The 23238-nt window shown below is 69.6% G+C and carries 22 protein-coding genes; 12 read left to right on the forward strand and 10 right to left on the reverse strand.

Annotation, left to right across the window (positions count from 1 at the left end; translation table 11 throughout):
- Positions 1-90 precede the first annotated feature (90 nt).
- Positions 91-828, forward strand: coding sequence for a hypothetical protein (locus HZS55_RS12445; protein ID WP_179907981.1), 738 nt, complete (start codon positions 91-93; stop codon positions 826-828).
- 42 nt (positions 829-870) lie between these two features.
- Here HZS55_RS12445 and HZS55_RS12450 read toward each other — a convergent pair whose 3' ends face one another.
- Both HZS55_RS12450 and larC read right to left on the reverse strand, forming a co-directional pair.
- Complete coding sequence (locus HZS55_RS12450) at positions 871-1758, reverse strand: sugar nucleotide-binding protein (protein WP_179907982.1); 888 nt, start codon at positions 1756-1758, stop codon at positions 871-873.
- Complete coding sequence (larC, locus tag HZS55_RS12455) at positions 1755-3122, reverse strand: nickel pincer cofactor biosynthesis protein LarC (RefSeq protein ID WP_179907983.1); 1368 nt, start codon at positions 3120-3122, stop codon at positions 1755-1757. The genes HZS55_RS12450 and larC overlap by 4 nt, the downstream gene beginning before the upstream one ends.
- Positions 3123-3377: 255 nt before the next feature.
- Here larC and HZS55_RS12460 point away from each other — a divergent pair, with 255 nt between their 5' ends.
- From HZS55_RS12460 to HZS55_RS12475, 4 genes are all read left to right on the forward strand, one after another.
- Positions 3378-5603 carry a CDC48 family AAA ATPase gene (locus HZS55_RS12460; RefSeq protein ID WP_179907984.1) on the forward strand — a complete coding sequence of 742 codons (2226 nt, stop codon included), beginning with the start codon at positions 3378-3380 and terminating at the stop codon, positions 5601-5603.
- A 267-nt stretch (positions 5604-5870) separates the two neighbouring features.
- Entirely contained in the window at positions 5871-6212 is a 342-nt protein-coding gene (locus tag HZS55_RS12465; RefSeq protein WP_179907985.1) for a DUF6176 family protein, read from the forward strand.
- 380 nt (positions 6213-6592) lie between these two features.
- Positions 6593-7357: a DNA-directed RNA polymerase subunit epsilon gene (locus HZS55_RS12470; RefSeq protein ID WP_179907986.1), complete on the forward strand. Its 765-nt coding sequence runs from the start codon at positions 6593-6595 to the stop codon at positions 7355-7357.
- Positions 7358-7450: 93 nt separating this feature from the next.
- Complete coding sequence (locus HZS55_RS12475) at positions 7451-7600, forward strand: DUF7557 family protein (protein ID WP_179907987.1); 150 nt, start codon at positions 7451-7453, stop codon at positions 7598-7600.
- Between the two features lie 101 nt (positions 7601-7701).
- Here HZS55_RS12475 and HZS55_RS12480 read toward each other — a convergent pair whose 3' ends face one another.
- Positions 7702-8844: a CBS domain-containing protein gene (locus HZS55_RS12480; RefSeq protein WP_179907988.1), complete on the reverse strand. Its 1143-nt coding sequence runs from the start codon at positions 8842-8844 to the stop codon at positions 7702-7704.
- A gap of 457 nt (positions 8845-9301) precedes the next feature.
- On the opposite strand from HZS55_RS12480, the gene HZS55_RS12485 reads away from it, so the two are divergent.
- Both HZS55_RS12485 and HZS55_RS12490 read left to right on the forward strand, forming a co-directional pair.
- Complete coding sequence (locus HZS55_RS12485; protein WP_179907989.1) at positions 9302-9790, forward strand: HTH domain-containing protein; 489 nt, start codon at positions 9302-9304, stop codon at positions 9788-9790.
- A gap of 131 nt (positions 9791-9921) precedes the next feature.
- A complete protein-coding gene (locus HZS55_RS12490; protein ID WP_179907990.1) occupies positions 9922-10116 on the forward strand; it encodes a hypothetical protein in 195 nt (64 codons plus the stop codon).
- A gap of 42 nt (positions 10117-10158) precedes the next feature.
- On the opposite strand, the gene HZS55_RS12495 is transcribed toward HZS55_RS12490, so the two are convergent.
- Both HZS55_RS12495 and hisF read right to left on the reverse strand, forming a co-directional pair.
- Complete coding sequence (locus HZS55_RS12495; protein ID WP_179907991.1) at positions 10159-11040, reverse strand: hypothetical protein; 882 nt, start codon at positions 11038-11040, stop codon at positions 10159-10161.
- Between the two features lies 1 nt (position 11041).
- Complete coding sequence (gene hisF / locus HZS55_RS12500; protein WP_179907992.1) at positions 11042-11857, reverse strand: imidazole glycerol phosphate synthase subunit HisF; 816 nt, start codon at positions 11855-11857, stop codon at positions 11042-11044.
- Positions 11858-11993: 136 nt separating this feature from the next.
- On the opposite strand from hisF, the gene HZS55_RS12505 reads away from it, so the two are divergent.
- Together HZS55_RS12505 and HZS55_RS12510 are read left to right on the forward strand one after the other, a co-directional pair.
- The gene (locus tag HZS55_RS12505; protein ID WP_179907993.1) at positions 11994-14540 is read left to right on the forward strand and encodes a beta-mannosidase; all 2547 of its coding nucleotides are present in this window, start codon (positions 11994-11996) and stop codon (positions 14538-14540) included.
- Positions 14541-14651: 111 nt separating this feature from the next.
- A complete protein-coding gene (locus HZS55_RS12510) occupies positions 14652-14858 on the forward strand; it encodes a DUF7550 family protein (protein ID WP_179907994.1) in 207 nt (68 codons plus the stop codon).
- Positions 14859-14889: 31 nt separating this feature from the next.
- Here HZS55_RS12510 and HZS55_RS12515 read toward each other — a convergent pair whose 3' ends face one another.
- On the reverse strand, positions 14890-15483 hold the full coding sequence (locus HZS55_RS12515) for a YbhB/YbcL family Raf kinase inhibitor-like protein (protein ID WP_179907995.1): 594 nt from the start codon (positions 15481-15483) through the stop codon (positions 14890-14892).
- A 157-nt stretch (positions 15484-15640) separates the two neighbouring features.
- Between HZS55_RS12515 and HZS55_RS12520 the strand changes: the two genes are divergently transcribed.
- Complete coding sequence (locus tag HZS55_RS12520; protein WP_179907996.1) at positions 15641-16831, forward strand: hypothetical protein; 1191 nt, start codon at positions 15641-15643, stop codon at positions 16829-16831.
- A 184-nt stretch (positions 16832-17015) separates the two neighbouring features.
- Positions 17016-17222: a hypothetical protein gene (locus HZS55_RS12525; RefSeq protein ID WP_179907997.1), complete on the forward strand. Its 207-nt coding sequence runs from the start codon at positions 17016-17018 to the stop codon at positions 17220-17222.
- Positions 17223-17265: 43 nt separating this feature from the next.
- Here HZS55_RS12525 and purL read toward each other — a convergent pair whose 3' ends face one another.
- Both purL and HZS55_RS12535 read right to left on the reverse strand, forming a co-directional pair.
- Positions 17266-19425, reverse strand: a complete 2160-nt coding sequence (gene purL / locus HZS55_RS12530) for a phosphoribosylformylglycinamidine synthase subunit PurL (protein WP_179907998.1) — start codon at positions 19423-19425, stop codon at positions 17266-17268.
- Positions 19426-19524: 99 nt separating this feature from the next.
- Positions 19525-20412: a universal stress protein gene (locus HZS55_RS12535; RefSeq protein WP_179907999.1), complete on the reverse strand. Its 888-nt coding sequence runs from the start codon at positions 20410-20412 to the stop codon at positions 19525-19527.
- A gap of 239 nt (positions 20413-20651) precedes the next feature.
- Between HZS55_RS12535 and HZS55_RS12540 the strand changes: the two genes are divergently transcribed.
- Positions 20652-21827: a multicopper oxidase domain-containing protein gene (locus HZS55_RS12540; protein ID WP_179908000.1), complete on the forward strand. Its 1176-nt coding sequence runs from the start codon at positions 20652-20654 to the stop codon at positions 21825-21827.
- Between the two features lie 112 nt (positions 21828-21939).
- On the opposite strand, the gene HZS55_RS12545 is transcribed toward HZS55_RS12540, so the two are convergent.
- Complete coding sequence (locus HZS55_RS12545) at positions 21940-22248, reverse strand: hypothetical protein (protein ID WP_179908001.1); 309 nt, start codon at positions 22246-22248, stop codon at positions 21940-21942.
- An 88-nt stretch (positions 22249-22336) separates the two neighbouring features.
- Positions 22337-23167: a DUF7537 family lipoprotein gene (locus tag HZS55_RS12550; RefSeq protein ID WP_179908002.1), complete on the reverse strand. Its 831-nt coding sequence runs from the start codon at positions 23165-23167 to the stop codon at positions 22337-22339.
- Positions 23168-23238: the final 71 nt, after the last annotated feature.

Here is a 23238-nt window from a genome sequence, read left to right on the forward strand (position 1 = left end):
GGCCGGTGCCCCGCGAGCCGCGGCCGGCGTCGCGACCGAGGTCGGACCCGACACTCGAACACTTAGGTGGGAGGGTCGCCAACTCGGTGTGTGATAGTCGTCGCGACGGCGGATTTCGAGGTCTACCACGGCGTGGTCAACGAGCTACGCGACCGCGGGGTGACGTTCACGACGATCGAACTCGACGACGAGTTGCCCGAGCGGACGACGGTCGTCGTCAGCGCCGCCAGCGAGGAGCCGCCGAACCCCGACGACGTGCCGGTCGTCCGCGCCGACCCCGACGACCCGCGCAAGGCCGTCGACGAAGTGCTCGCTATCCTCCGCGGCGGCAGCGGTCGCACCGTCGTCGGCGTCGACCCGGGAGAGCGACCGGGCGTCGCCGTGCTCTCCGGCGACATGGTCGTCGCGACGTTCCACGTCCCGCTGGCCGACGCCGCCGACGTCGTCCGCGAGGAGGTCGACGACGCCGTCGACCCGCTGGTTCGAGTCGGCGACGGCGCGCGCCTCCAGGGGGCGAAGATCATCGACGACCTGGAGGGGGCCCCGGTCGAACTCGTCGACGAAACCGGGACGACCCCGTATCTCGGCACCGGCGCCCGCGGCATGGGCGACGTGCTCGCCGCCGTCAACATCGCCCGCCTGTCCGGCGACCGCGTCGAGTCGCGCACGATCGAACCGACCGCCGGCGAACTCCAGCGGATCAAGGAACGCTCGCGCGAGGCGGGCGACGCCAACCGCGCGATCGACGAGGACCTGGCTCGACGGGTCGCGCTCGGCGAGTTATCGATGGACGAAGCGCTGGCCGAACACCGCGACGACGGGGAGTGAACCGGTCCGTTCCGGACCGCTGTCCCCCGCCTTCCGCCCACCTCACTTCGACTCGCCTGCGTCGACCTGCGAGCGGAGCCCCTCGCCGACCGCCGACGGTTCGGAGCCGACGAGCGAGTCGAACCGCTCGGAGGCCAGCGACGTGTCGGGGGCCACGTCCATGTCCTCGGGGATCGAGTCCCGTTCGATCGGTTCGGGGCCGTACCCGAGCGCGGCCATCGCCTCGCAGTGGAAGTCGTAGACGCTGACCCGCGGCGTCGGGACGTGGACGACGCCGGTCGCGTCCCCGTCGACCAGCGTCGCGACCGTCTCGGCCGCGTCGGTCACGAGCACCGGACTCTTGTACATGTCCGCGAAGTAGGCGACCGACTCGCCGCGGTCGAGGTGGTCCCGCGTCCGCGCCAGTCGTCGGTCGAGTCGGCCGGTCGAGAAGCCGAACAGGTAGCTCGTCCGCACCGTCGCCGCGTCGTCGCAGCGGGCGTCGATAGCGTCCTCGAACGCGACGAGCCGTCGACCGTAGTCGTCCCGCGGTGAACGGGGGTCGCTCTCGACGTACCGCGACCCGGTCCCGTCGAACACCGACGCGCTGGAGACGTACACGACGCGGGCGCCCGAACACCCGGCTGCGAACCGCTCGGCGCGCTCGACGAACGTCGAATCGACCCCCGACTCGCCGGTGTCCGCGTCGCCGCCGTACTCGACCGCCGCCGCGAACACCACGGTGTCGACGCCGTGCGCGTCGACCAGTTCGCCCGCGTCGTCGGTCCAGAAGTCGAACGCCACCTCGGCGGTCGGTCCCGGCTCCGAGCAGTACGTCCCGAGAACGCGACGGTCGGGCCGGCCGGGCCGGTCGGCGGCTTCCCGGAGTCGCCAGACGACCGACCGGCCGAGGTAGCCGCTGGCGCCGACGACGAGGACCGTCTCGGTCATTCTCGCGCGGCCGCCTCCGCGCGGCGGGCGACCTCGCGAACGGGGAGTCCGGTCTCCTCGGCGACCGCCGCCGCGTCGTCGTACTCGGCGCTCACGTCGAACACCGCCCCCCCGTCGTCGCTCCCGACCTTGACCGCCACCTCGTGTGTTCCGCCGTCGATCGCGACTTCGACGGTTCGGACCTCGCGGTCGGCGATCCAGCGGTGACCGGCCCCGTGTTCGCGGACGCCCAGCGTCCCGGTCTCTTCGGCCAGCCGTCGCGCGACCCGCTGGGCGTCCTCCGGCTTGGTGACGACCTTGACGAGGTGGCCCGGCCGTGATTTCTTCATCGTCGCCGGAAGGATGGACACGTCCCGCGCGCCCGCGTCGGCGAGCGACGCCTGGAGCCCGCCCAGCACCTCGGGCGTCGCGTCGTCGAGGTTCGTCTCCAGCACCGTGATGGCGTCCCGGGAGAGGCCGCCCCGGGACTCGCCGACGATGGCCCGGAGGACGTTGGGGTACTCGGCGAGGTCGTAGCCGCCGGCGCCGTAGCCCGACGCCGACACGTCCAGATCCGGGAGCGCGTCCACGCCGTCGGCGTAGTGGGCCAGCAGCGCCGCACCCGTGGGCGTCAGGAGTTCCCGTTCGACCGGACCGCCTTTCAGCGACCAGTCGGCGCGCTCGGCGAGTTCGACGACCGCCGGGGCCGGGACCGGGTAGGTGCCGTGGCTCATCGACACCTCGCCGCTCCCGGCCGCCAGCGGCGTCGTCACCAGGCGCTCGACATCGAGGTCGTCGACGAGGAGCGCGACGCCGACCACGTCCGCGATGGCGTCGTCGGCGCCGACCTCGTGGAAGTGCGTCTCGTCGATATCGGTGCCGTGGACGCTCGCCTCCGCCTCGCCGAGTAGTTCGAAGACTGCGAGCGCGTCCCGTTCGACGCCGTCGGGGAGCCCCATCGACTCGACGAGGTCGACCACCTCGGCGTACGTCCGGTTCGGCCCCGCGCCCTCGGCGTGACCGTGTTCGTGGCCGTCGCCTCCGTGGTCGTGGCCGTGGTCATCGCCCCCCTCGTGGTCGTGGCTGTGGCCGTCGCCTCCGTGGTCGTGGCCGTGGTCATCGCCCCCCTCGTGGTCGTGGCCGTGGTCATCGCCCCCCTCGTGGTCGTGGCTATCGTCGTCGCGCTCGTCGCCCGCTTCGGCGTGGCGCACGTCGAGGGCGGTGGCGGCGATACCGTTCTTCGTGACCGCCCGGACCTCGTAGCGGACGGGCAGGGCCTCTTCGACGGGGTCCAGCACCGCCGGGTCGGCGCCGGCCGCCACGAGCGCGCCGAGGAGCATGTCGCCGCTGGCACCCATCCGACCGTCGAACGCGAGGGTTCGCATACATCGTTACGAGCGCGCGGCGGCGGGAAAAACGGTCCGGTCACTCCGACGGGGTTCCGACTCCCGTCGCCGGGCCACGTGACCGCCGCGGACCTCCGAGCGACGCTCGGATCGGAGGCCCTCTGATCGCCCGATCGCGGGCCGACCGTTCGACGGGGGCCGACCGCCGAGTCAGTGTCGTTCGACCGAGGGAACCGCCGGAGGCAAAAAGCATATCCGCGGGGGTACCCGAGTGAGACACACTCCCACTCCACTATGAACGAAGTGCAACTAGAAGTGGCGAAAGCGTACCCGAACGACTCGGGGCGCGGCATCGCCCGGCTGGATCCCGACACGCTCCTCCACCTCAAGCTCTCTCCCGGCGACATCATCGAGATCGAGGGCAGCGAGGTGACCGCCGCGAAGGTCTGGCGCGCGGACCGCCAGGACTGGAACACCGACACCGTCCGCATCGACGGCTTCACGCGACAGAACGCCGATGTCGGCATCGGCGAGCGCGTCGAGATCCGCAAGGCCGACGCCGAGAAGGCCGACAAGCTCGTCCTCGCGCCGCCCGAGGAAGCGAGCGTGCAGTTCGGCTCCGACGCCGCCGGCATGGTCAAGCGGCAGATCCTCAAGCGGCCGGTCGTCGAGCGCGACATCGTCCCGGTGATGTCCTCGACGAACCACCCGTTCATGCGCTCGCCCGGCCAGGCGATCCCGCTGATCGCCGTCGAGACCGAACCGGAGGGCGTCTGTCTCATCACCGAGGACACCGAGGTCGAGCTCCGCGAGGAACCCATCTCCGGCTTCGAGAAGACCGGCGGCGGGATCACCTACGAGGACATCGGCGGTCTCCAGTCGGAGATCCAGCGCGTCCGGGAGATGGTCGAACTCCCGATGAAACACCCCCAGATATTCAAGAAACTCGGGATCGAGCCGCCCCAGGGGGTCCTGCTGCACGGCCCGCCCGGCACCGGGAAGACGCTGCTGGCCAAGGCCGTCGCCAACGAGACCTCCGCGAGTTTCTTCTCTATCGCCGGTCCGGAGATCATCTCCAAGTACTACGGGGAATCGGAACAGCAGTTACGTGAGATCTTCGAGGACGCCAGCGAGGAATCCCCCTCTATCATCTTCATCGACGAGCTGGACTCCATCGCCCCCAAGCGCGAGGACGTGACCGGTGAGGTCGAACGCCGCGTCGTCGCCCAGCTGCTGACGATGATGGACGGCCTCGAGTCCCGGGGCCAGGTCATCGTCATCGCCGCCACGAACCGCGTCGATTCGGTCGACCCCGCGCTCCGTCGCCCGGGTCGGTTCGACCGCGAGATCGAGATCGGCGTCCCCGACGAGGTCGGTCGCGAGGAGATCCTCCAGATCCACACCCGCGGCATGCCGCTGTCGGACGACGTGACGCTCGGTCGGCTGGCCGACGAGACCCACGGCTTCGTCGGCGCCGACATCGAGAGCCTCACGAAGGAGGCCGCGATGAAGGCCCTGCGCCGGTACCTCCCCGAGATCGATCTGGACGAGGAGGACATCCCGCCGAGTCTCATCGACCGGATGATCATCAAGCGCGAGGACTTCCGCGGCGCCCTGAACGAGGTGAGTCCGAGCGCGATGCGGGAGGTCCTCGTCGAGTTGCCGAAGGTCTCCTGGGACGACGTCGGCGGCCTCGAAGAGGCCAAGGGCAAGGTCCAGGAGTCCGTCGAGTGGCCGCTGAACAAGCCCGAGAAGTTCCAGCGGATGGGCATCGACCCGCCGTCGGGCGTCCTGCTGTACGGCCCGCCCGGCACCGGGAAGACGCTGATGGCCAAGGCCGTCGCCAACGAGACCGACGCCAACTTCATCAGCGTGCGCGGCCCGCAACTGCTGTCGAAGTGGGTCGGCGAATCGGAGAAGGCCATCCGCCAGACGTTCCGCAAGGCGAAGCAGGTCGCCCCGACGGTGATCTTCTTCGACGAGCTGGACTCGCTGGCGCCCGGCCGCGGCGGCGACGTGGGCAGTAACGTCTCCGAACGGGTCGTCAACCAGCTGTTGACCGAACTCGACGGGCTGGAGGACATGGAGGACGTGATGGTCATCGGCGCGACCAACCGCCCGGACATGATCGACCCCGCGCTCATCCGCTCCGGTCGGTTCGACCGCCTCGTGATGATCGGCGAGCCCGACGTCGAAGGTCGCGAGCAGATCCTCCGCATCCACACGGAGGACCAGCCGCTCAGCGCCGACGTGAGCCTCCGCGAGATGGCCGAGATAACCGAGGGGTTCGTCGGGTCCGACCTCGAATCCATCGGCCGGGAGGCCGCCATCGAGGCCCTGCGGGAGGACGACGACGCCGAAATCGTCGACATGCGTCACTTCCGCCAGGCCATGGAGAACGTTCGCCCCACGATCACCGACGACATCCGCGACTACTACGAGCAGATGGAAGAGGAGTTCAAGAGCGGCGGCCAGAGCCGACAGGGCCCCCGTTCGGGCGGTCGCATCGGCTTCCAGTAAGGGCGTACAGACCCACTTCTTTCGCAGTTCTTTCGCTCGTTTCGCTCGGCGTCTGCTAGCGACTGGTGACACAGTGAGCGGTTGCGGTGCGGTGGCGCGCGCTGTCGAGCGGTGCGAGGCGCGACTTCGGAGCGCCTCGATGCGAACAGTGTGGGAGCGTCGCTCCCTCGCTGTCTCCGCGAGCGTGATACGCTGTCGGAAATCGTGACACGCTGTCCCAAACGCACCCAATGGATAAGCGACCCCGCGCCGTATCGTTCACGCGAAATGACCGATGTCGTGATGGTGAAACAGCGCGTGAAGGGAGACGAAGTCGACCGGCTGAAAGCGTGGATGGCCGAGGTTCGCGACCGGAGCGACGAGGCCGAGGAGACCCTCCGCGACGAAGGGATGCTGACCGAATCGGCGTTCCTCGAACACACGGACGACGGCCCGCATCTGGTCTACTACATGGAGGCGGAGGACATCGACCGCGTCTGGGACCAGTACGCGGACTCCGACCACGACATCGATGAAGAGCACAAAGCGGTCATGCAGGAAGTGCTCGAAGACGGTCGGGACGTGGGCGAGTTCGAGTCGCTGTATCACCTCACGAGTCCCGAGCGCTGACGGCGCCGGTTCTTTAAGTGGTTCTCGTCACAACGGTCTATAGTAAGCGGAGTTCTGCGGAGACTCGCGACCGCTCAGCTGATGCTCTGTCCCAGTCGGGCTTTCTGCAGCGGGCGTCTCCGGTCGCGAAGTCTTTTAAGTCATTCTCGTCACAACGGTCTATAGTAAGCGGAGCTCTGCGGGACCGTCGACCGGCCAGCGACCACGCCGTCTCCGAACGTTCGGGCCGTACTTACTCTCGCACCGCTCCCACTGGCAATCAGTTCTTTAAGTGGTTCTCGTCACAAGGGTCTATAGTAAGCGGAAGCGGTCGGTTCTTTTCGTTCTCTACGACCGCTCAGCCGGAGGTTTCTATAGTCGCGAGGGCGAAGGCCGACGAGATGAACGGGGGACGCGACAGGGCCGACCACGGACTTCGGACCAGTAGCGAGCCGGTCGACCCGCGCGCGGAACGGGACGTGAGCACGCGACCGGGCGACGGGTCGCTCGGGCGAGTCGAGGCGGTCAAAGACGAGGCCTTTCGGCGCTGGGACGTGACGACGCCGAGCGCGACGCTCATCGGCCGGGCCGAGAACCCCGACGAGGACGTGAGCGAGAACCTCCGGCGGCTCCACGACGAGCAACACCCGGCGATGGCCGGCCACGCCGAGCGGATGCACCGCCTAGAGAAGGCCCGTATCACCCACGCCTTCTGCAACCGGCTGGCGCTGACGCCGTGGGAGCGCGACCGGGCGCTGGGCATCATGACGGATCTGGACCTGACGGTGTTCGGCAGCCAGCGCGCGATCCAGAAGGTCGCGCTGGTCGTGATCCAGCACGTCGTCGACGACGAGCGCCAGCGCATCCTCGGGCTGCAGGACCAGGAGTGGATCGCCGAGCAACCGCCCGAATCGCTGGCGGATCTCCACGAGCGGTTCGACTCGATCAAGGAGGACCCCCGGTACCGGACGCTGATGGACCTGGTCGGGCTGGACGTGACGAGCGTCAACCGGTTGCACCGGACGCTACAGGACCAGCTGGACGAGCAGGACCTGCGCGGGGCGGTCTTCGGGCGCAACCCGCACCGGGACCCGAGTCTGCCGCAGATCCGCGACCGCGACCCCACCGACGTGCCGCGGTCCGACGGCGACCCGACGGCGGAGTGAGTCGGGTCGGCCCTCCGGCGACCCCGGCGGTCCCTGCGGCTCCCCCCATCAGGTTCTTTTCCTTCGCTGCCCAACCGGAAGTCACGGTTTCACATGACCACCACAATCGAGATCGACGACGACCTCGCCGAGCGGATGGAGGGGCACCTCGAGGAGGACGAATCGCTCGCCGAACTGGTCGAGGAGCTGGTCAACGTGTACGAGGCGGAGGGCGCGTTCCTCCAGGAAGGCTACTCGGAGTAGCGTCGTCGGTCGACGCGGAAGCGGGGGCGGGGCGTTCACAGCGAGGAGGGCGGACCGGCCGTCGCGTCGGCCCGCCGTCGCGGTCGACGTTCGCGCAGTCCTTACAGTTCGCCGAGCTTGCGGAGCAGCTGGCCGCGGTACTCCTCGTCGGCCTGGACGTCCTTGAGTTCGAGGACGTTGCGTTCGAGCTTGTCGAGGGCGACGCCGAACGCGGAGTCGGCGCCGTAGCCCTCGCCGGAGCCGGCGGCCTGGCCCTTGTTGGTGCGCAGGCGGATCTGCGAGCGGATCAGGGGCGTCCCGCGGAGCTTCTCCTTGTGCTCGTGGAAGCGGACGTGGCAGTGCTGGACCTGCATGTCCCCGTACTTGTCGGCGACGCGCTCGATGCGCTGGCGGATGTCCTCGCGACTGATCGTATCGAGGAGCTTGATGTTCGTGATCTGGACATCCATGTGCTGCTCCTCGGTGAACGTCAGCGCGCGGAGCACGTCGGTCTTGGTGAGGATGCCCTCGACGACGCTGTCGTCGCCCTCGGGCGTGACCACGAGCCCGGCGTAGTCGTTGTCGAGCATGCGCTCGACGGCGTCGCGGACGGACTCGTCGAGGGTCGTCGTGGCGACCGGGCTGGACATCTCGTCGTAGACGGGCAGGTCGAGCACGCGCTCGATGTCGCCGGCGCGCTCGCCGCGGGTGGCCTTGTCCATGTCGCGGACGACGATGTCGACGATGTCGTGGCGGGTGACCATCCCCGAGAGGTTGCCGTCCTCGTCGAGCACGGGGAGCCGGGAGATCCCGTGTTCGCGGAGGAGGTTGATCGCCTGGCCGACGTTGGTGTCCTCGGTGACGGTGACGACGTCGTCCGTGTAGATGTCGACGACCGAGAGGGCGTCGAGGTTCTCGAGGACCGCCTCGAGGATCGCGTCCTCGGTGACGATCCCCCAGAGGCGGTCGGCCTCGAAGACGGGGGCGACCTTGGTCCCGCCCTCGACGAGGACGCGGGCGACCTCGCGCACGTCGTCGGTGCGCTCGACCTTGGGCGCCGGCTGCATCATCGCGCTGGCCTTCGTGTTGTCTTCGATGTGAGACTGCACCAACTGTTTCTGCGTGACGATCCCAGCGTACTCGCCGTCGTCGGTGACGATCAGGCCCTTGGGGTTCTCTCGCTCGAACTTCGACCGGACTTTGCCCAAGCGCTCGTCCACGTCGACCGTGACGTACTCGCTGGTGGCAATATCAGCAATATCCATCTGAATCTCCCATTCCGGAAGTTCGACGCCGACACTATTCAAACTTGGCGAACACTCCCACGAGCCGACAAGGCGAACCCCGGGCCGCCGTGACCGGGTCCACCACCGACACGCCCCCGCATCCGGACCGCGACCCCGCGGTTCACAGAGTCCCTTCCGCGCGGTACGTCGCCGCTACTCCCGCGACTGTCCCCGCTCCCGCGACGGACCGCTGTCTCCGTCCGTCTCCCCGCCGGATACCACCGTCGGTCCACCCGAAGGATTTCGACGATAGTCGAATAATACTACGACTTTAATCGAATCCATCCGTTCGCCGGAATATCGAAAGGAGATCGGAACGGAAATTAACGTTCGTTCAGGGAAAGGGGTGTATTACCGGCCTGACAAACACAAACATGGGTATATCGGGAAAAACAGCAGAAGTTTTTTCATCTCCCCGCTCGCTGGATAGGGTACGATGACGGGGACACAGCCGCGGATCGAACTCTACGTCCGGTCGCTGCTGCCGGACGGCGCGCACAACCGACAGGAGGCGGTCATCGACCGGCTCGACCGCCTCGACGCCGAGGACGAGATCGAGGGGTACTCGGTCATCGTCTGGGGCAAACAGATCGCCCGCGACTCGGCGGGCGCCCGCACCGAGGAGGGCGAGTACATCCTCAATCGCGTCGCGGAGTTCAAGCAGTGGGCGCTGTCGAACAACGTCTCGCTGGAGTCGTTCTACCAGAAACACGACGTGGCGAACGACGCGACCGACGAGCCGCGCTCCGCCATCGTCCTCCCCGTGATGGGCCTGGCCGAGTACGAGGGCGAGGAACTGCGCCACGTCGCCCCCTGCACCGCGGGCGACGAGGTCCACACCATCATGGACCGCCTCGACCGCCTCGAACGCGGCGAACCGGCCGCCGTCGAGAGCTCCGCCGACGTATCTATCCTCTCGGACTGAACCCGCTCCCCCGTCACTCTCGCTTTCGTTCCCGTAGCGACCGCACTGTCCGGCCGCGCTCCGGCGGCTCGTACACCCCTGCGAGCGCAGGGACGCGGTACTTGCGTCGCACGCGCCTCTAGCCGAGAGCAATGGCAAATCTCGACGCGGGTCCGCTGAACAAGATCGGTATCGTCTCGACGCTCGTCGACGCCGCGCTGGCGTTCGCGCGCGGCCGTCCCAAGAGCGGCGCCCTGCTGGTCGCCGCGGCGGCGCTGTCCTCGAAGGTCCCCGCCCTCGGGACGCTCACCTCGATCGCACTTCGGATCGCCCGCCGGCTCCGATAGCGCCTCGCGCGCCGGACTCGTTACTTCCCGCCGCTCGGCCGCTCAACAGACCAACACGGTCGCGTAGACGCTCCCGTCCGGACCGGCGTGTACGTCGACGCCAACCAGGTTCTCCTCGGGTTCGGCGAACTCGCCGGTCTCGGCGGCGTAGCCGTCGACCAGCGCGGCGGCCAGGGCGTCGGGCGAACCGAGCGCGGGTTCGCCCTCGTCGAACGACCGGGAGAGCGGCGTGATCCGTTCGACCCGCTCGCCGCAGGTCCCGTCGAGAGCCCGGCCCAGCCGCTCGCCGCTCGGTATCGAGCCCGTCCCCGCGACCTCGCTCACCCACCCCTGGTTGTAGAGGCGGGCCGCGTCCGCCACGTTCTCGTCGCTCTCGTACTCGCCCAGTCCCGCCTCGGTCCGCCGGTCGTTCAGTCCGGCGACGAACGCCGTCTCCGTTTCGTCGAGGTCGACGCCGCGGTACTCCCCGGCGCTGCCCGGAACGCTGTCCATCCCCGGGAGCGTGACGACGCCCAGCAGCGCGAGCACGAGGACGGTCCCGGCGACTAGCGCGAACGCCAGCCCGACGACGTACCGGGCGTTCAGCAGGTCGAGATAGGAGGTCCCCGCCAGTTCCTCGTCGTAGTCGGACTCGTCGGGGACCCGCCGCTCGAGCGAGGGGTTGCCACAGCGGCTACACGGCGGCGAGTTCTTCTGGTGGACCCGGCCACACTCCGGGCAGACCCACACGGGTTCGCGCTCGTGGTCGGGGTCCTCGGGCGCGACCGGGACGACGGCCTTCTCGAACTTGTGGTGGCCGCAGTTGTCGCAGGGCGGGTCGTTGCGGTCGTGGGGCTTGTCGCACCACGCGCAGCGCCACTTGGCCGAGCCGCCGCCCCCGGACCCGCCGGTGGCCTCGCCGTCCGGACTGTCGCCCCCGCTCATCTCACAGTCGGACGGGCACGTCGCGGTCGTCCAGGTAGCGCTTGACCTCGTCGATCGAGAACTCGTCGAAGTGGAAGATCGACGCCGCCAGCGCCGCGTCCGCGCCGGCGTCGGTGAACACCTCGTAGGCGTCTTCGGGACCGCCACAGCCCGACGACGCGATGACGGGCGTCGAGACGGCGTCGCAGACCGCCCTCGTCAGCGGGATGTCGTAGCCGTCTTTCGTCCCGTCGGCGTCGATGGAGTTGACGAACAGCTCGCCCGCCCCGCGCTCTTCCGCTTCCTCGGCCCACGATACCACGTCCGTGCCGGTGCCCTCGCGGCCGCCTTTGACCGTACACTCGAACCAGCAGGACTCGCCGTCGACCTCGACGTAGTGCTCGCCCGCCTCGTCGAAGCGGCGGCGCGCGTCGACGCTGATGACGATACACTGGTTGCCGAACGCGCGGGCGCCCTCGGTGATGAGTTCCGGCCGCTCCAGCGCGCCGGTGTTGATCGACACCTTGTCCGCGCCCGCCCGCAGCGTCTCCTTGACGTCTTCGCGGGTGCGGATCCCGCCACCGACGGTGAGGGGGATGAACACCTCGTCGGCGACCTGCGAGACGGTGTCGAGCATCGTCTCCCGGCCCTCGGCGCTGGCCGTGATGTCGAGGAAGACGAACTCGTCGGCGCCCGCCTCGTTGTACTTCTTGGCCATCTCCACGGGGTCGCCCGTGTAGGCCAGGTCCTCGAAGTTCACCCCGGTGTAGACCGCCGCGTTCCCCTCGTCGTCGAGGTCGACGTCGATACAGGGGATGATCCGCTTCGTCAGTCCCATTGATACCTACGTCTCCGTGAGCGAGTGGCAAAAGGTATCCGCTCTCCGGGGCCCAGCCGCGTCCGGCGACTCCGGAGACGCCGGTCCGCCCTTCCGGGGACGGTAGGTTTTACTGCTGGCGGTGACCACCGCGACTATGCGAAAACGTTCACTCGCTGGCGAGTGGCAGTTTCGACGGCGAGACGGCGACGAGTGGCGCACCGGCGCGGTGCCCGGCGGCGTCTACACGGACCTCCTGAACGCCGGCGCGATCCCCGATCCCCTCGTCGAGGACAACGAACTCGACGTGCAGTGGGTCGGAAAATCCGACTGGACCTACCGGCGCACGTTCTCGGTCGACGAGCGTCTGCTCGACCACGACCGGCTCCTCCTGCAGTGCGACGGCCTCGACACCGTCGCTACGGTCTCGATCAACGGGCGGGAAGTCGGTAGCTCCGTCAACATGCACGTCGGCCACGAGTTCGACGTGAGCGACGCTCTCGAACCGGGCGAGAACGAAATCGCCGTCGCCTTCCGCTCGCCGGTCGAATACGGTCAGGAGCGCGCCGCCGAATACCCCTACGAGGTGCCCTGCATCCGCTACCCCGTCGACCAGCCCGGCCGTCCCTTCGTCCGGAAGGCCCAGTGTCACTACGGCTGGGACTGGGGCCCCTGCCTCCCGACGATGGGCATCTACCGCGACATCTCGATCGTCGCCTACTCCGAACCGCGCGTGCGCTACACCAAGACCGAACAGGACCACGCCGGCGAGGGGATCGACCTGACCGTCCGCGCCGGTATCGACGCCCCGAGCGCCGGCACCTACGAGCTTCGCGTCGACGTGGCCGACGCCGCCGTCACGGAATCGGTCGACCTCGACGCGGGCCAACAGGAGATCGAGACTACGGTCGCGGTCGACGAGGGCTCGGTCGATCTGTGGTGGCCCAACGGCTACGGCGACCAGCCGCTGTACGACCTCTCGGTGCGGGTCGGCGACGGCCGCGACGCCCACGAGGTCACCGACCGCGTCGGCTTCCGCGAGGTCGATCTCGTCGTCGAACCGGACGACGTCGGGACGTCGTTCTCCTTCGAGGTCAACGGCGAACCGGTGTACGCCAAGGGGGCCAACACCATCCCGACCGCGCCGCTGTACGGCGACGTGACCGAGGAGCGCTACGAACACCTGATCCGCAGCGCCGCTGACGCCAACATGAACATGCTCCGGGTCTGGGGCGGCGGCTACTACGAGAAGGAGGCTTTCTACGACCTGTGCGACGAGTACGGCCTGCTCGTCTGGCAGGACTTCATGTTCTCCTGCTCGCTCCACCCCGCGGACGACGACTTTCTCGACACCGTCGAAGACGAGGTCCGCTACCAGGTGCGCCGCCTCGCCAACCACCCCTCTCTCGCCCTCTGGTGCGCTAACAACGAGAACGAGGAGGCCGCCCAGAACTGGTTCGTCGAGCACGACCACCACGAGGACCACCTCGACGACTACCGGAGACTCTACGAGGAGACGGTCGCGCCGGCCTGCCGCGAGGAGGACCCCTCGCGCACGTACTGGCCCGGGTCCCCCTCCAGCGGCCCGGACGAACTCGAACCGTACGTCTTCGAGACGGGCGACATCCACTACTGGGACGTGTGGCACAAGGGCCAGCCCTTCGAGGATTATCTCACCACGAACCCGCGGTTCGTCTCCGAGTTCGGCTACCAGTCGTTCCCCTCGACAGACTCGCTGCGAACCGTCCTCGACGAGGCCGACTTCAACCCCACCTCGCCGATGATGGAGCACCACCAGCGCAACCCCGGCGGCAACACGACCATCCTCCGCCGGATGGCCGACTACTTCCGCTTCCCCTTCGACTTCGACGACTTCGTCTACCTCTCACAGTTGCTGCAGGCCGAGGCGATGTCGACGGCCATCGAGCACTGGCGCCGCCGTAAGCCGACGACCATGGGCGCGCTGTACTGGCAGCTCAACGACCTGTGGCCGGTCGCGTCGTGGGCCTCGGTCGAGTACGACGGCAAGTGGAAGGCCCAGCAGTACGCCGCCCGCCGACAGTTCGCGCCGGTCCTGCTGTCCTTTCATCCCTCCTTCGAGGGCCGCGACGGCGTCGACAACGCCCAGGCCGAGGACCCCGAGGATGTCGACTGGGGCGACGTGACCGCCCAGACGCTGTGGGTCACCAACGACGAGACCGAGCCGCTGTCGGGCGAGGTCGGTCTGGCGGTCCACACCTTCGACGGCGAGGTCGTCCACGAGGAGACGGTCGCCGTCGACGTCGACGCCCACGAGAGCGCCGAACTGGCGACCGTCGACCGGGCGGACCTGCCCGAGAGCGTCGACCCCAGCGAAGTCATGGTCCGCGCGGCGTTCGAGGAAGACGGGGACGGCGAAACCGTTCCCGGCTCGTATCCGGCGACCGCCTTTTTCGCGGACTACAAGCGCCTCGCACTCCCGGAGACGGACCTCGACGTCGAGGTCGACGGCGCGGCGGTGACGGTCGCGGCCGAGACGGCGGCGCTGTTCGTCGAGCTCGACCCGGGGACGATGCCCGGCGCGTTCTCGGACGACTTCTTCCACCTGGCGCCCGGCGAGGAGCGGACGCTCGCCTTCGACGCTTACGACGGCCGCCGCGACGCGCTCGTCGAGGCGGAACTGGAAGACGAGCTGACCGTGCGCCACCTCCGGGAGACGTACTGACCGGGCTCGGGGACCCGGGTCGACACGGCCGCCGCGCGAGCGACGACGGGGCGACTCGTCGAGCCGGTCCGTTCCGACACGCTAAGGTGGCCCCCGGAAGAATCCCCGCCCATGGTCGACGAACACGAGGACGCGGCGCACGGACACGAGGACCGCCCGGACTACGACCCCGCGAACAAGGACCTCCCGGCGGGGGAGCCGCCGCTACGCTCGACGGCGCCCCAGAGCGACTACACCGGCCGCGACGTGGGCGTCGGTATCGCCGTCGCCCTCGTCGGCATCGCCCTCACGTTCGTCCTCCCGCTCGCGCTGGTCTAAGTCGGGCTGCGACGCGGACCGGCGCCCGATATCAGCGGTCCGACGCGGTTTCCGCACTCGGACCGGACGACGGGCGGGTGTAGCCGACGGAGAACCGACGGCTCGCGAGGACGGCGTTGCCGATCGCCTCGCTCGCGGTGTCGTGGGTCGTTCCGCCCTCGACGGACGGTCGTTCCGAGAGCGCGTACACCTGAAAGCGGTAGGTGAACGGTTCCCCCCTCGGCGGGCAGGGCGGGATGTAGCCCGCCTCGCCGCCCTCGGGCCGGCCCTGTCGCGCTCCGCCGAGCGACTCGACGACCGGCTCGCTCGGGAGGGCGGCGGGGATCCGGTCGCGGTCGGTCGGCACGTTCCACAGCGTCCAGAAGGTCCGGTCGGTGATCGGCCCCTGGTTGAACGACGCCGTCACCGCGAACCCCGCGGTCGGTTCCGGGGCGCTCTCGACGACGAACGGCGGCGAGACGCCCTCGCCGGTGCAGGTGAACCGCGCCGGTAACTGTTCGTCTGGGTCTATCGCCGGGCTCGAGACGCGGAACGCCCGCGGCGTCTCCGCCTCCGACCCGGCACAGCCGGCGACACCGACGGCGGTGGCGCCGGCGACCGTCGCGAGTACGTCCCGGCGTCGCATACCCGAACTCCGTTCGACACGGTAATCCGAGCTTCGATCGACGACGCGCTCGCCGAGATCGGCGGGACGGCGTAGGCGTTCCTCGGGGGTGCGGGGCGACGAACACCGCCGGAGCGTCGGCCCCAAGTTTATGACGGACGGTTGACTACTCGCGACCATGCGCAGGTCCCTCCAGCGGTCGCCCTCGGCCGACGGTCCGACGGCCGCCGGGTTCGCCACACTCGTCGCGCTACTGGCCGGCCTCGTCCTCGCCAGGTTCGGCGTCGGCTACGTCGCCGGGACGCTCCCGTCGGAGACGGGTCTCCTCAGGGTGCCGGCGGTGGTGACACTCTCGTACAGCGCCGTCGCACTCGCCGGGATCGGTGCCGTTTACGCCGCGTTCGCGGCCGGACGCGAGGAGCGACTCGGCAGGGACGAACTGGCCCAGGCGGGCCTGGCCGCGACCCCGCTGGTCGTCGTCGCCGTCTACGTCGCGTTCGACCGCCTGGACCTCGGCGTCTCGGCCCTGCCGGTCGTCAGGTCGACCGGATATCTGGCCGCCGTCGGCCTCCTCGCGGTCGGGTACGCGCGCGTCGCCGACCTCGACATCCCGACGATTCCCCCGACCCGTGACGGGTGGGCCGTGACGGGGCTCGCAGTGGCTGCCGTCGCTGCGAGCGCCGCGCTCGCGACCGTCGGCGCGTCGCTCCTCGGGTGGCCGGACGGGGCGTTCGCCGCGTTCCGGTACGGATCGGCGCCCGCCGTCCCGTCGTTCCTCCTGACGACCGTCGTCCCCGTGACGATCACGGCCGTCGGGACGGCGCTCCTGTTCAACGGCGCCGTCCAGACCGCGCTCCGTCGCAACCGGTCGGCGGCCGCCGCGGCCGGTGCCGTCACGCTGCTGGCTGTCGGGGTCGACTGGGCGATCGCCGCCGGCCCGGTCGCGCTCTCGACGGTCCTCGGCCCGGTCCCGGCTCCCGTCCGCTGGCTCGTCGTCCTCGCAGCGATGGTACTCGGCGTCGCGGTCGCACTGGCGGCCTCCCTCGCGTACGGACGTTTCTGGGACGAACGGGACGCGCTCTCGGGGCGCCGTCGGTCGACGCTCGCGGCCGCCGGCGCGGCCGCGGCGCTGGGCGCCGTCGCCGCGGTCGCCGGATTCGCGCTTCTCGGCACCGAGCCGGGACCCCTCGCCGTCAGCTACACCGTCGCCGTCGGCATCGCCGCGGTCGCCTTCGAGCGCGCGCGGACGGTCTGGGCACCGACGGTCGTCTACGCGGTCCATGGCGTCGCCATACGGCTCGCCCCCTACTACGTCCTCCCGGACGGCACGGGAGACGTAGCGGTGACCGTCCTCGCGGGGCTGGCCTGACTCGTCCGACTGACTGCGTTCGTCGCGACGGCCGATCTGGTCCGTCTCCGTGGCGATCTGTCGCGGTCGTCTCGCACGCACACGCTTCGAACCCGTAACGAGACACTCCCTGACACACACTCCGACACGTAACTGCACGAACACCTATTCCCGTCGCCGACCGACGTTTCGGTGAGGAATACCGATGCCACTACTGAAACGAATCACCCGACTGTTCGGCGACGGAGGGGATAGCGCGGACGGATCGGCGACGGGTCGGGAGGCAGTTGGCCGGAAGTCGGTGGGACCGAGTCACGTCTGCCAGAGCTGCGGGAAGGAGTACTTCGAGAACCCGTCGATGAACATCCGCACTTGCGGGAACTGCGGCGGCGTCAAGGTCGAGCGGGTCTGACCCGCCCGCCGAACCCGGCCTTCGAGCGACTATCGCCCCGTCGTCAGTCCAGTTCCCGGTCGATCACGTCGCGCAGGCCCGCGATCTCGGCGGCGTCGTAGGACAGGTCGCCGTCGGCCAGCGCCACGTCGAGCGTTCCGGAGTCGTCGGCGCTCCCGAGGTCGTAGACGGGTGCGACGCCGTCGAATGCCTCGCGGACCGCGCTCGCGTCGGTCGTCTCGATCACGACGCGTCCGGCCTGTTCGCCGAACAGCAGCGCCGCGGGCGACCCCTTCGTCGGGGCGTCGAGGTCGACGCTGGCACCGGCTTCCTCCGAGATCATCTCGGCGAGCGTCACCGCGAGACCGCCGTGACTCGCGTCGTGAGTCGCGAGCGTCGCGTCGTCGTTCGCCACGTCGACGAGCGTGTCGACGAACGCGTCGGGCTCGTCGAGCGACGCCGGGAAGCGGTCGGTGCCGCCGAACTGCGCGAGGTACTCCGACCCGCCCAGGCGGGCCTCGGCGTCGCCCTCCAGCGAGCGCGCGCCGACCAGCAGGAGGTCGCCCTCGCCGGCCAGCGCCGCCGGCGGCGCGTCGTAGCCGTCCTTGACGCCGACGAGCGCGAGCGTCGGCGTCGGCGGGATCGGGCCGGCGACCGAATCGTTGTACAGCGAGACGTTCCCGCCGAGGACGGGCACGTCGAGCGTCCGGCACATCTCGGCGAGTCCGTCGACGATCCCCTTGAACCCGCCGTACACGTCCGGTTTCTCGGGGTTGCCGCCGTTGAGACAGTCGACTGCGGCGTGGGGGGTCGCGCCCTTCGCGGCGACGTTGGTCGCGTTCTCCAGCGCGACCGCGCGGGCGCCCTCGTAGGGCGCGGCCGTCGTCCAGTTGGGGTCGGCGCCCGAGGAGAACGCCAGCCCCGTCCCGGCCTCGCGGACCGCCATCACCGCGGCGTCGTCGCCCGGCGGCGTCGCCGTGCGGACCTGCACCTCGTGGTCGTACTGCCGATACACCCACTCCTTCGAGGCGGTGTTCGGGCTCCCGACGACGGCCTCGAACGCCTCGTCGAGGTCGACGCCCTCGGGGAGGTCCCGGGGCTGTTCCGTCGGTTCCTCGGCGGGCAGGTCGTTGTACGGCGCGCCGTCGCCGAGGAACTCGGCGGGCGCGTCGACGACCGTCTCACCCTCGAAGGTGCAGACGTAGTTGCCCTCGGTGACCTCGCCGATGACGGACGCCCCGAGGTCGTAGCGGTCGGCGATCTCCCGCACCCGGTCGACGTTCTCCGGGCGGACCTCGTAGCACATCCGCTCCTGGCTCTCGGCGAGCAGGTACTCCATCGCGTTCATGTTGGGCTCGCGCTCGTGGACGTTCGTCAGCTCGATGTTCGCACCGAGGCCGCCCTTGGCGACCATCTCGGAGGACGCGCCGCCCAGCCCCGCCGCGCCCAGATCGCGGGCCGACTCGATCAGGTCCTCGTCGATCAGCGCCTCGTTGGCCTCGATCAGGAGCTTCTCCGTGTAGGGGTCGCCGACCTGGACCGCGGGGCGGTCCTCGGTCTCGGCGTCCTCGGCGAGGTCCTCGCTCGCGAACGACGCCCCGCCCAGGCCGTCACGACCGGTCGAGTTGCCGACGAGGACGAGCTTGTTCCCCGGGTGCTGGGCCTCGGCGGTGACGAGCCGGTCGGGGTCGTCGATGAGCCCGACGCAGGCGACGTTGACGAGGGGGTTGCCCTCGTAGTCGTCGTGGAACGCGGTCGAGCCCGTCACCGTCGGGACGCCGATGCAGTTGCCGTAGTGGGAGATGCCCTCGACGACGCCCTCGAAGAGATAGCGGGAGTGCTCGCGGTCGAAGTCGCCGAAATAGAGGGAGTCCGCGAGCGCGATGGGGTAGGCGCCCATCGAGAGCGTGTCGCGGACGATGCCGCCGACACCCGTCGCCGCGCCGTCGAACGGGTCGACGTAGGAGGGGTGGTTGTGGCTCTCGATACCCATCGTGATGTAGGTCTCCTCGCCGTCCGAGGGGATGGAGACGACACCGGCGTCGTCGCCGGGGCCGACGACGACCTGGTCGCCCTCGCTGTCGAAGGCGGAGAGGAGCGGCCACGAGGAGCGATACGCGCAGTGCTCGCTCCAGAGGTTCTCGAAGAGCGCGGCCTCGGCGCGGGTCGGCTCCCGCCCCAGTTCCTCGACCACCAGGTCGTGGTCGCTGTCGGAGAGACTCATTACCGGTGGGTCGCTCCCGGCCGGCTAAATCGCTTTCCATGCGCGGCCAAACACCGGGTCTCTCCGCGGTCGCGAGCGCCCGGTCGGCGGCCCACCGATTCACGCCTCGGACGCACGCACGGACAGCACCGGCACCGAGACGGAGCGCATCAGGTTCTCGGTGACGCTCCCGAGGATGCGCTTGTCGAGGCCCGTCCGGCCGTGCGTGCCGACCACGAGCAGGTCGACCCCGTGTTCGTCGACGTACTCGTTCAGCGTCTCGACCACATCGCCCTCCTCGACCGCGGTCTCGACGGCGACGCCGCGGTCGGCGGCCCGCTCTCTGACCGGGGCGAACAGTTCCTCGTCGCGCTGCTCGCGAGCTTCCTCGATCTGCGACGAGCCCAGGTCGATGCCCAGCACGTTCGATTCGAGGACCGAGACCAGGTGGAGGGTCGCGCCGGTCGCTTCGGCGATCCCCAGCCCCTCGTCGACGGCCGCTCCGGAGCCGTCGCTGCCGTCGCTGCCGACGAGCACCGACTCGGGCGGGTACTCGCGGTCGCTCTCGGGCGGGTACTCGCGGTCGCTCTCGGGCGGGACGACCAACACCGGGGCGCTGCCGTTGCGGACGACTCGCTCGGTGACGCTCCCGAGGATGATCCGCTCGATGTCGCGGCTCCCCCGGGTGCCCATCACCACCAGGTCGATCCCCCGGTCGTCGACGTAGTCGCAGATGGTCCGCGACGGGCCGCCCTGAACCACTTCCTCGACCGTCTCGACGCCCGCGTTGCGGGCGCGGGCGCCCGCTTCCTCGACGATGTCGCGGCCCTCGCCCTCCAGCACGTCCGTGACCTGCCCCTGGACGTTCGACAGGCTCGGCTGGTTCGTGTCGGCGACGTACAGCACGTGCAGCGTCGCGTCGTGAGCCGCGGCCGCGGCGACGGCCGTGTCGAGGGCCGTCTCCGCCGCGTCGCTGCCGTCCGTCGGCAAGAGGATCGCGTCGTACATGCCACTACCTCCACGGGCCAGCCTCAAAAACGCTGTCTGCGACCGTCCGGTCGTCCACCCGAACCGCGCGCGCTCGACCGGCGGCCGACCGAGGCGAACACGTTCGTCCGCGACGGGGGGTCGGCGAACCGGTTCGGGCGACCGTATACCCCATCGACCCCCGATGCTGGGGGCAGTTTTCAGACCGTGGGAATCCCCTTGCCGGCCTTTATGGTACCACTGCCAACTCCGAAGTGAGTATGACCGACAACATCGGTGCGCCCGGAACGGACATGTCGCGTCGCGAGTTCGCCAAAGCCGCCGCCGGCACGACCGGCTTCATGGCCCTCTCGGGCTGTCAGGCCGCCCCCGCGGAAGAGAGCGGCGTCACCGTCTCCGAGGTGGAGTCACAGGGCGGGGCCACGGCCGCCCAGACGACCAACCCCGCGGACCTCCCGAAGACCTCCCCGCCGCAGGTCGTCAACGTCGACGAGCAAGGGAATCAGGTCACGCTCTCCAGCGTCCCCTCCTACCACGAGGTCCACCCGCTGGAGAACATGGGCGGCCCCGTCGACCTGCCGGCCACCTGGGCGTTCCAGGCCGACGACCGCGAGCCCTCCGTTCCGGGCCCGATCCTCCGGACGACCGAGGGCGAGGACATGGAAGTGACGCTGGACAACACGGACGGCAAGCGCCCCCACACCGTCCACTTCCACGGCCAGCGCAAGACTTGGGAGAACGACGGCGTCCCGACGACGACCGGTATCACCGTCCCGCCGGGCGAGAAACACACCTACGAGATCCCCGCGAACGTCCCCGGCACGCACCTCTATCACTGCCACTACCAGACTCACCGCCACATCGACATGGGGATGTACGGCTTCCTGCGCGTCGACCCGAAGGGCTACGAGGAGGCCGACCAGGAGCTGTTCATGACCATGAAGGAGTGGGACAACGACCTCAACAAGCAGATGGCCGGGATGGACGTGTCCTACTCGCCGCGTCAGCGCGACCCCAACGTCTTCACCATCAACGGCAAGTCCGCGCCCCGGACGCTCCACCCCGAGGACGGCTCGCCCGTCATCGTCGAGCAGGGCGACACCGTCCGCATCCACTTCGCCAACAACGGGTACATGATGCACCCGATGCACACGCACAACCACCGCTTCGAGGTCGTCGAGAAGGACGGCTCGGTGGTCCCCGAGGCGGCCCGGTACAAGCAGGACGTGCTCAACATCGCGCCCGCCGAGCGGAAGACGATCGAGTTCGAGGCCGACGCCGACCCCGGCATCTACCTCATGCACTGCCACAAGGTGTTCCACGCCATGAACGGCAACTCCTACCCCGGCGGCATGGTCGGCGCCATCGTCTACCGCGACGCCATGGATTCGGACATCTTCTCCCAGCTCATGGAGTACGCCGGCTACGAGGGCTGACCGCCTCTCGGCGCCGACACCCCGACCCCGACCCGGATCCGCACCACACCCCTGTCAGACGTCGCGAACGGGCGCCGGCGGTCTCGCCGCCCCGTCCCCGCTCTGCTCCCCGTCACTCGACGACGTACGACTGCATCTCGCCGCGCGAGCGCACGTCGACGAACCGGTAACGACGCCCGTCGGTCAGGTCGCCGGCGAAGTCGCCGTCGTCCGCCCCCTCCATCCCGTAGACCTCGTCGGCCTCCCGCAGGTCGCGGTCGTGCAGCGTCTCGCGAACCGCGTCGGGGAGCCGTCCGTCCGGCGGGACTTCGACGACGAACAGGCGGTCGGTGAAGCTCTTGGCCGTCCAGGCGTCGGCGACGCCGTCGCGGGCGGCCACCCGGTCCGCGAGCGCCGACAGGGCCGCGGCTCTGTCGCTCATACCCCGAGTTCGTCCGGCTGTCGGAAACGACCGGCCCCGAACTGGTTCGCCGGTGCGGAGCGGTCGGCGACCGCGCACCCGCCGTTTCTCACCCCTCGCTCATCGCCTCGTCGTGCCACGGCGGCCGGTCGACGGTCGTCGTCCCGACGCGTTCGAACCGGACGCTCCGCCTGACGCGGACGCGTTCCCCGTCGTCGAGGGTCGCGTCGTAGACGACGTGGTACGACCGGACGAACCCCGACCCGGCGACGAACGCGTGCAGCGTCGCGTTCTCGACGCTTTCGACCTCGGCCGGGTCGTCGACGAACTCGTCGGACCGGGCGGCCGTCCCGACGAGGTGGACGCGCTCGCCCGCGGGCGAGCGGTCGGCGACTCGCGTCTCGAACCCTCCGAGGGTCGACCGCAGGTCGGTCTCCGGGCCGAGGTCGAGCGCGACCGTCCCGAGCCAGAAGCTCCAGGTGCCGACGTAGGCGTCGGTGTCGTCGTAGCGGCTGAAGACCGTCCGGTCGTCGACGGTCTGGCGGCGGAGATACACCTCGTCGTTCGCCCAGTACTCCGCCCGCGTCGGCGGCTCGCCGATCACGAGCGGCGCGGCCGGGCCGTCGACCGACACCCTCGCGTGGTAGTCCCGGGTGGGACCGCTCGACAGCGCGAGCCGGACGGTCAGCGCCGACCTGAGCGACCCGTTCGCGGTCCGGACCGTCCGGTTCGTGACGAGCGTGTAGCTGCTGTTCCCGAGCGCGGCCCCGTGAGCGGCGGCGAGCGCCGACGCGTCGGTGACGCCGCTCGGCTCGACGCCCGGCGGGAGCGGCGAGTCGGTCGGCACCGGCGCCGGCGTCACCGTCGGCCGGTCCGTTCCGGGCGCGAACGCGCTACAGCCGGCGAGAACGACGAGCAGCGCGACGAGCGCCCGGCGCATACGACGCGTTCGGGCCGCGCGGCCAAAAGGGGAGTGGCGGGCCACCGAGGGCCGAAGCCGGTGGGAAACGT

Source organism: Halosimplex rubrum, assembly GCF_013415885.1.
Lineage (GTDB): Archaea > Halobacteriota > Halobacteria > Halobacteriales > Haloarculaceae > Halosimplex > Halosimplex rubrum.

Bases quoted from the DNA above. Each gene is read 5' to 3' on its own strand.
- HZS55_RS12450 (WP_179907982.1), bottom strand. From the start codon at position 1,758: ATGACCGAGACGGTCCTCGTCGTCGGCGCCAGCGGCTACCTCGGCCGG.
- larC (WP_179907983.1), bottom strand. From the start codon at position 3,122: ATGCGAACCCTCGCGTTCGACGGTCGGATGGGTGCCAGCGGCGACATG.
- HZS55_RS12460 (WP_179907984.1), top strand. From the start codon at position 3,378: ATGAACGAAGTGCAACTAGAAGTGGCGAAAGCGTACCCGAACGACTCG.
- HZS55_RS12465 (WP_179907985.1), top strand. From the start codon at position 5,871: ATGACCGATGTCGTGATGGTGAAACAGCGCGTGAAGGGAGACGAAGTC.
- HZS55_RS12470 (WP_179907986.1), top strand. From the start codon at position 6,593: ATGAACGGGGGACGCGACAGGGCCGACCACGGACTTCGGACCAGTAGC.
- HZS55_RS12475 (WP_179907987.1), top strand. From the start codon at position 7,451: ATGACCACCACAATCGAGATCGACGACGACCTCGCCGAGCGGATGGAG.
- HZS55_RS12480 (WP_179907988.1), bottom strand. From the start codon at position 8,844: ATGGATATTGCTGATATTGCCACCAGCGAGTACGTCACGGTCGACGTG.
- HZS55_RS12485 (WP_179907989.1), top strand. From the start codon at position 9,302: ATGACGGGGACACAGCCGCGGATCGAACTCTACGTCCGGTCGCTGCTG.
- HZS55_RS12490 (WP_179907990.1), top strand. From the start codon at position 9,922: ATGGCAAATCTCGACGCGGGTCCGCTGAACAAGATCGGTATCGTCTCG.
- HZS55_RS12495 (WP_179907991.1), bottom strand. From the start codon at position 11,040: ATGAGCGGGGGCGACAGTCCGGACGGCGAGGCCACCGGCGGGTCCGGG.
- hisF (WP_179907992.1), bottom strand. From the start codon at position 11,857: ATGGGACTGACGAAGCGGATCATCCCCTGTATCGACGTCGACCTCGAC.
- HZS55_RS12505 (WP_179907993.1), top strand. From the start codon at position 11,994: ATGCGAAAACGTTCACTCGCTGGCGAGTGGCAGTTTCGACGGCGAGAC.
- HZS55_RS12510 (WP_179907994.1), top strand. From the start codon at position 14,652: ATGGTCGACGAACACGAGGACGCGGCGCACGGACACGAGGACCGCCCG.
- HZS55_RS12515 (WP_179907995.1), bottom strand. From the start codon at position 15,483: ATGCGACGCCGGGACGTACTCGCGACGGTCGCCGGCGCCACCGCCGTC.
- HZS55_RS12520 (WP_179907996.1), top strand. From the start codon at position 15,641: ATGCGCAGGTCCCTCCAGCGGTCGCCCTCGGCCGACGGTCCGACGGCC.
- HZS55_RS12525 (WP_179907997.1), top strand. From the start codon at position 17,016: ATGCCACTACTGAAACGAATCACCCGACTGTTCGGCGACGGAGGGGAT.
- purL (WP_179907998.1), bottom strand. From the start codon at position 19,425: ATGAGTCTCTCCGACAGCGACCACGACCTGGTGGTCGAGGAACTGGGG.
- HZS55_RS12535 (WP_179907999.1), bottom strand. From the start codon at position 20,412: ATGTACGACGCGATCCTCTTGCCGACGGACGGCAGCGACGCGGCGGAG.
- HZS55_RS12540 (WP_179908000.1), top strand. From the start codon at position 20,652: ATGACCGACAACATCGGTGCGCCCGGAACGGACATGTCGCGTCGCGAG.
- HZS55_RS12545 (WP_179908001.1), bottom strand. From the start codon at position 22,248: ATGAGCGACAGAGCCGCGGCCCTGTCGGCGCTCGCGGACCGGGTGGCC.
- HZS55_RS12550 (WP_179908002.1), bottom strand. From the start codon at position 23,167: ATGCGCCGGGCGCTCGTCGCGCTGCTCGTCGTTCTCGCCGGCTGTAGC.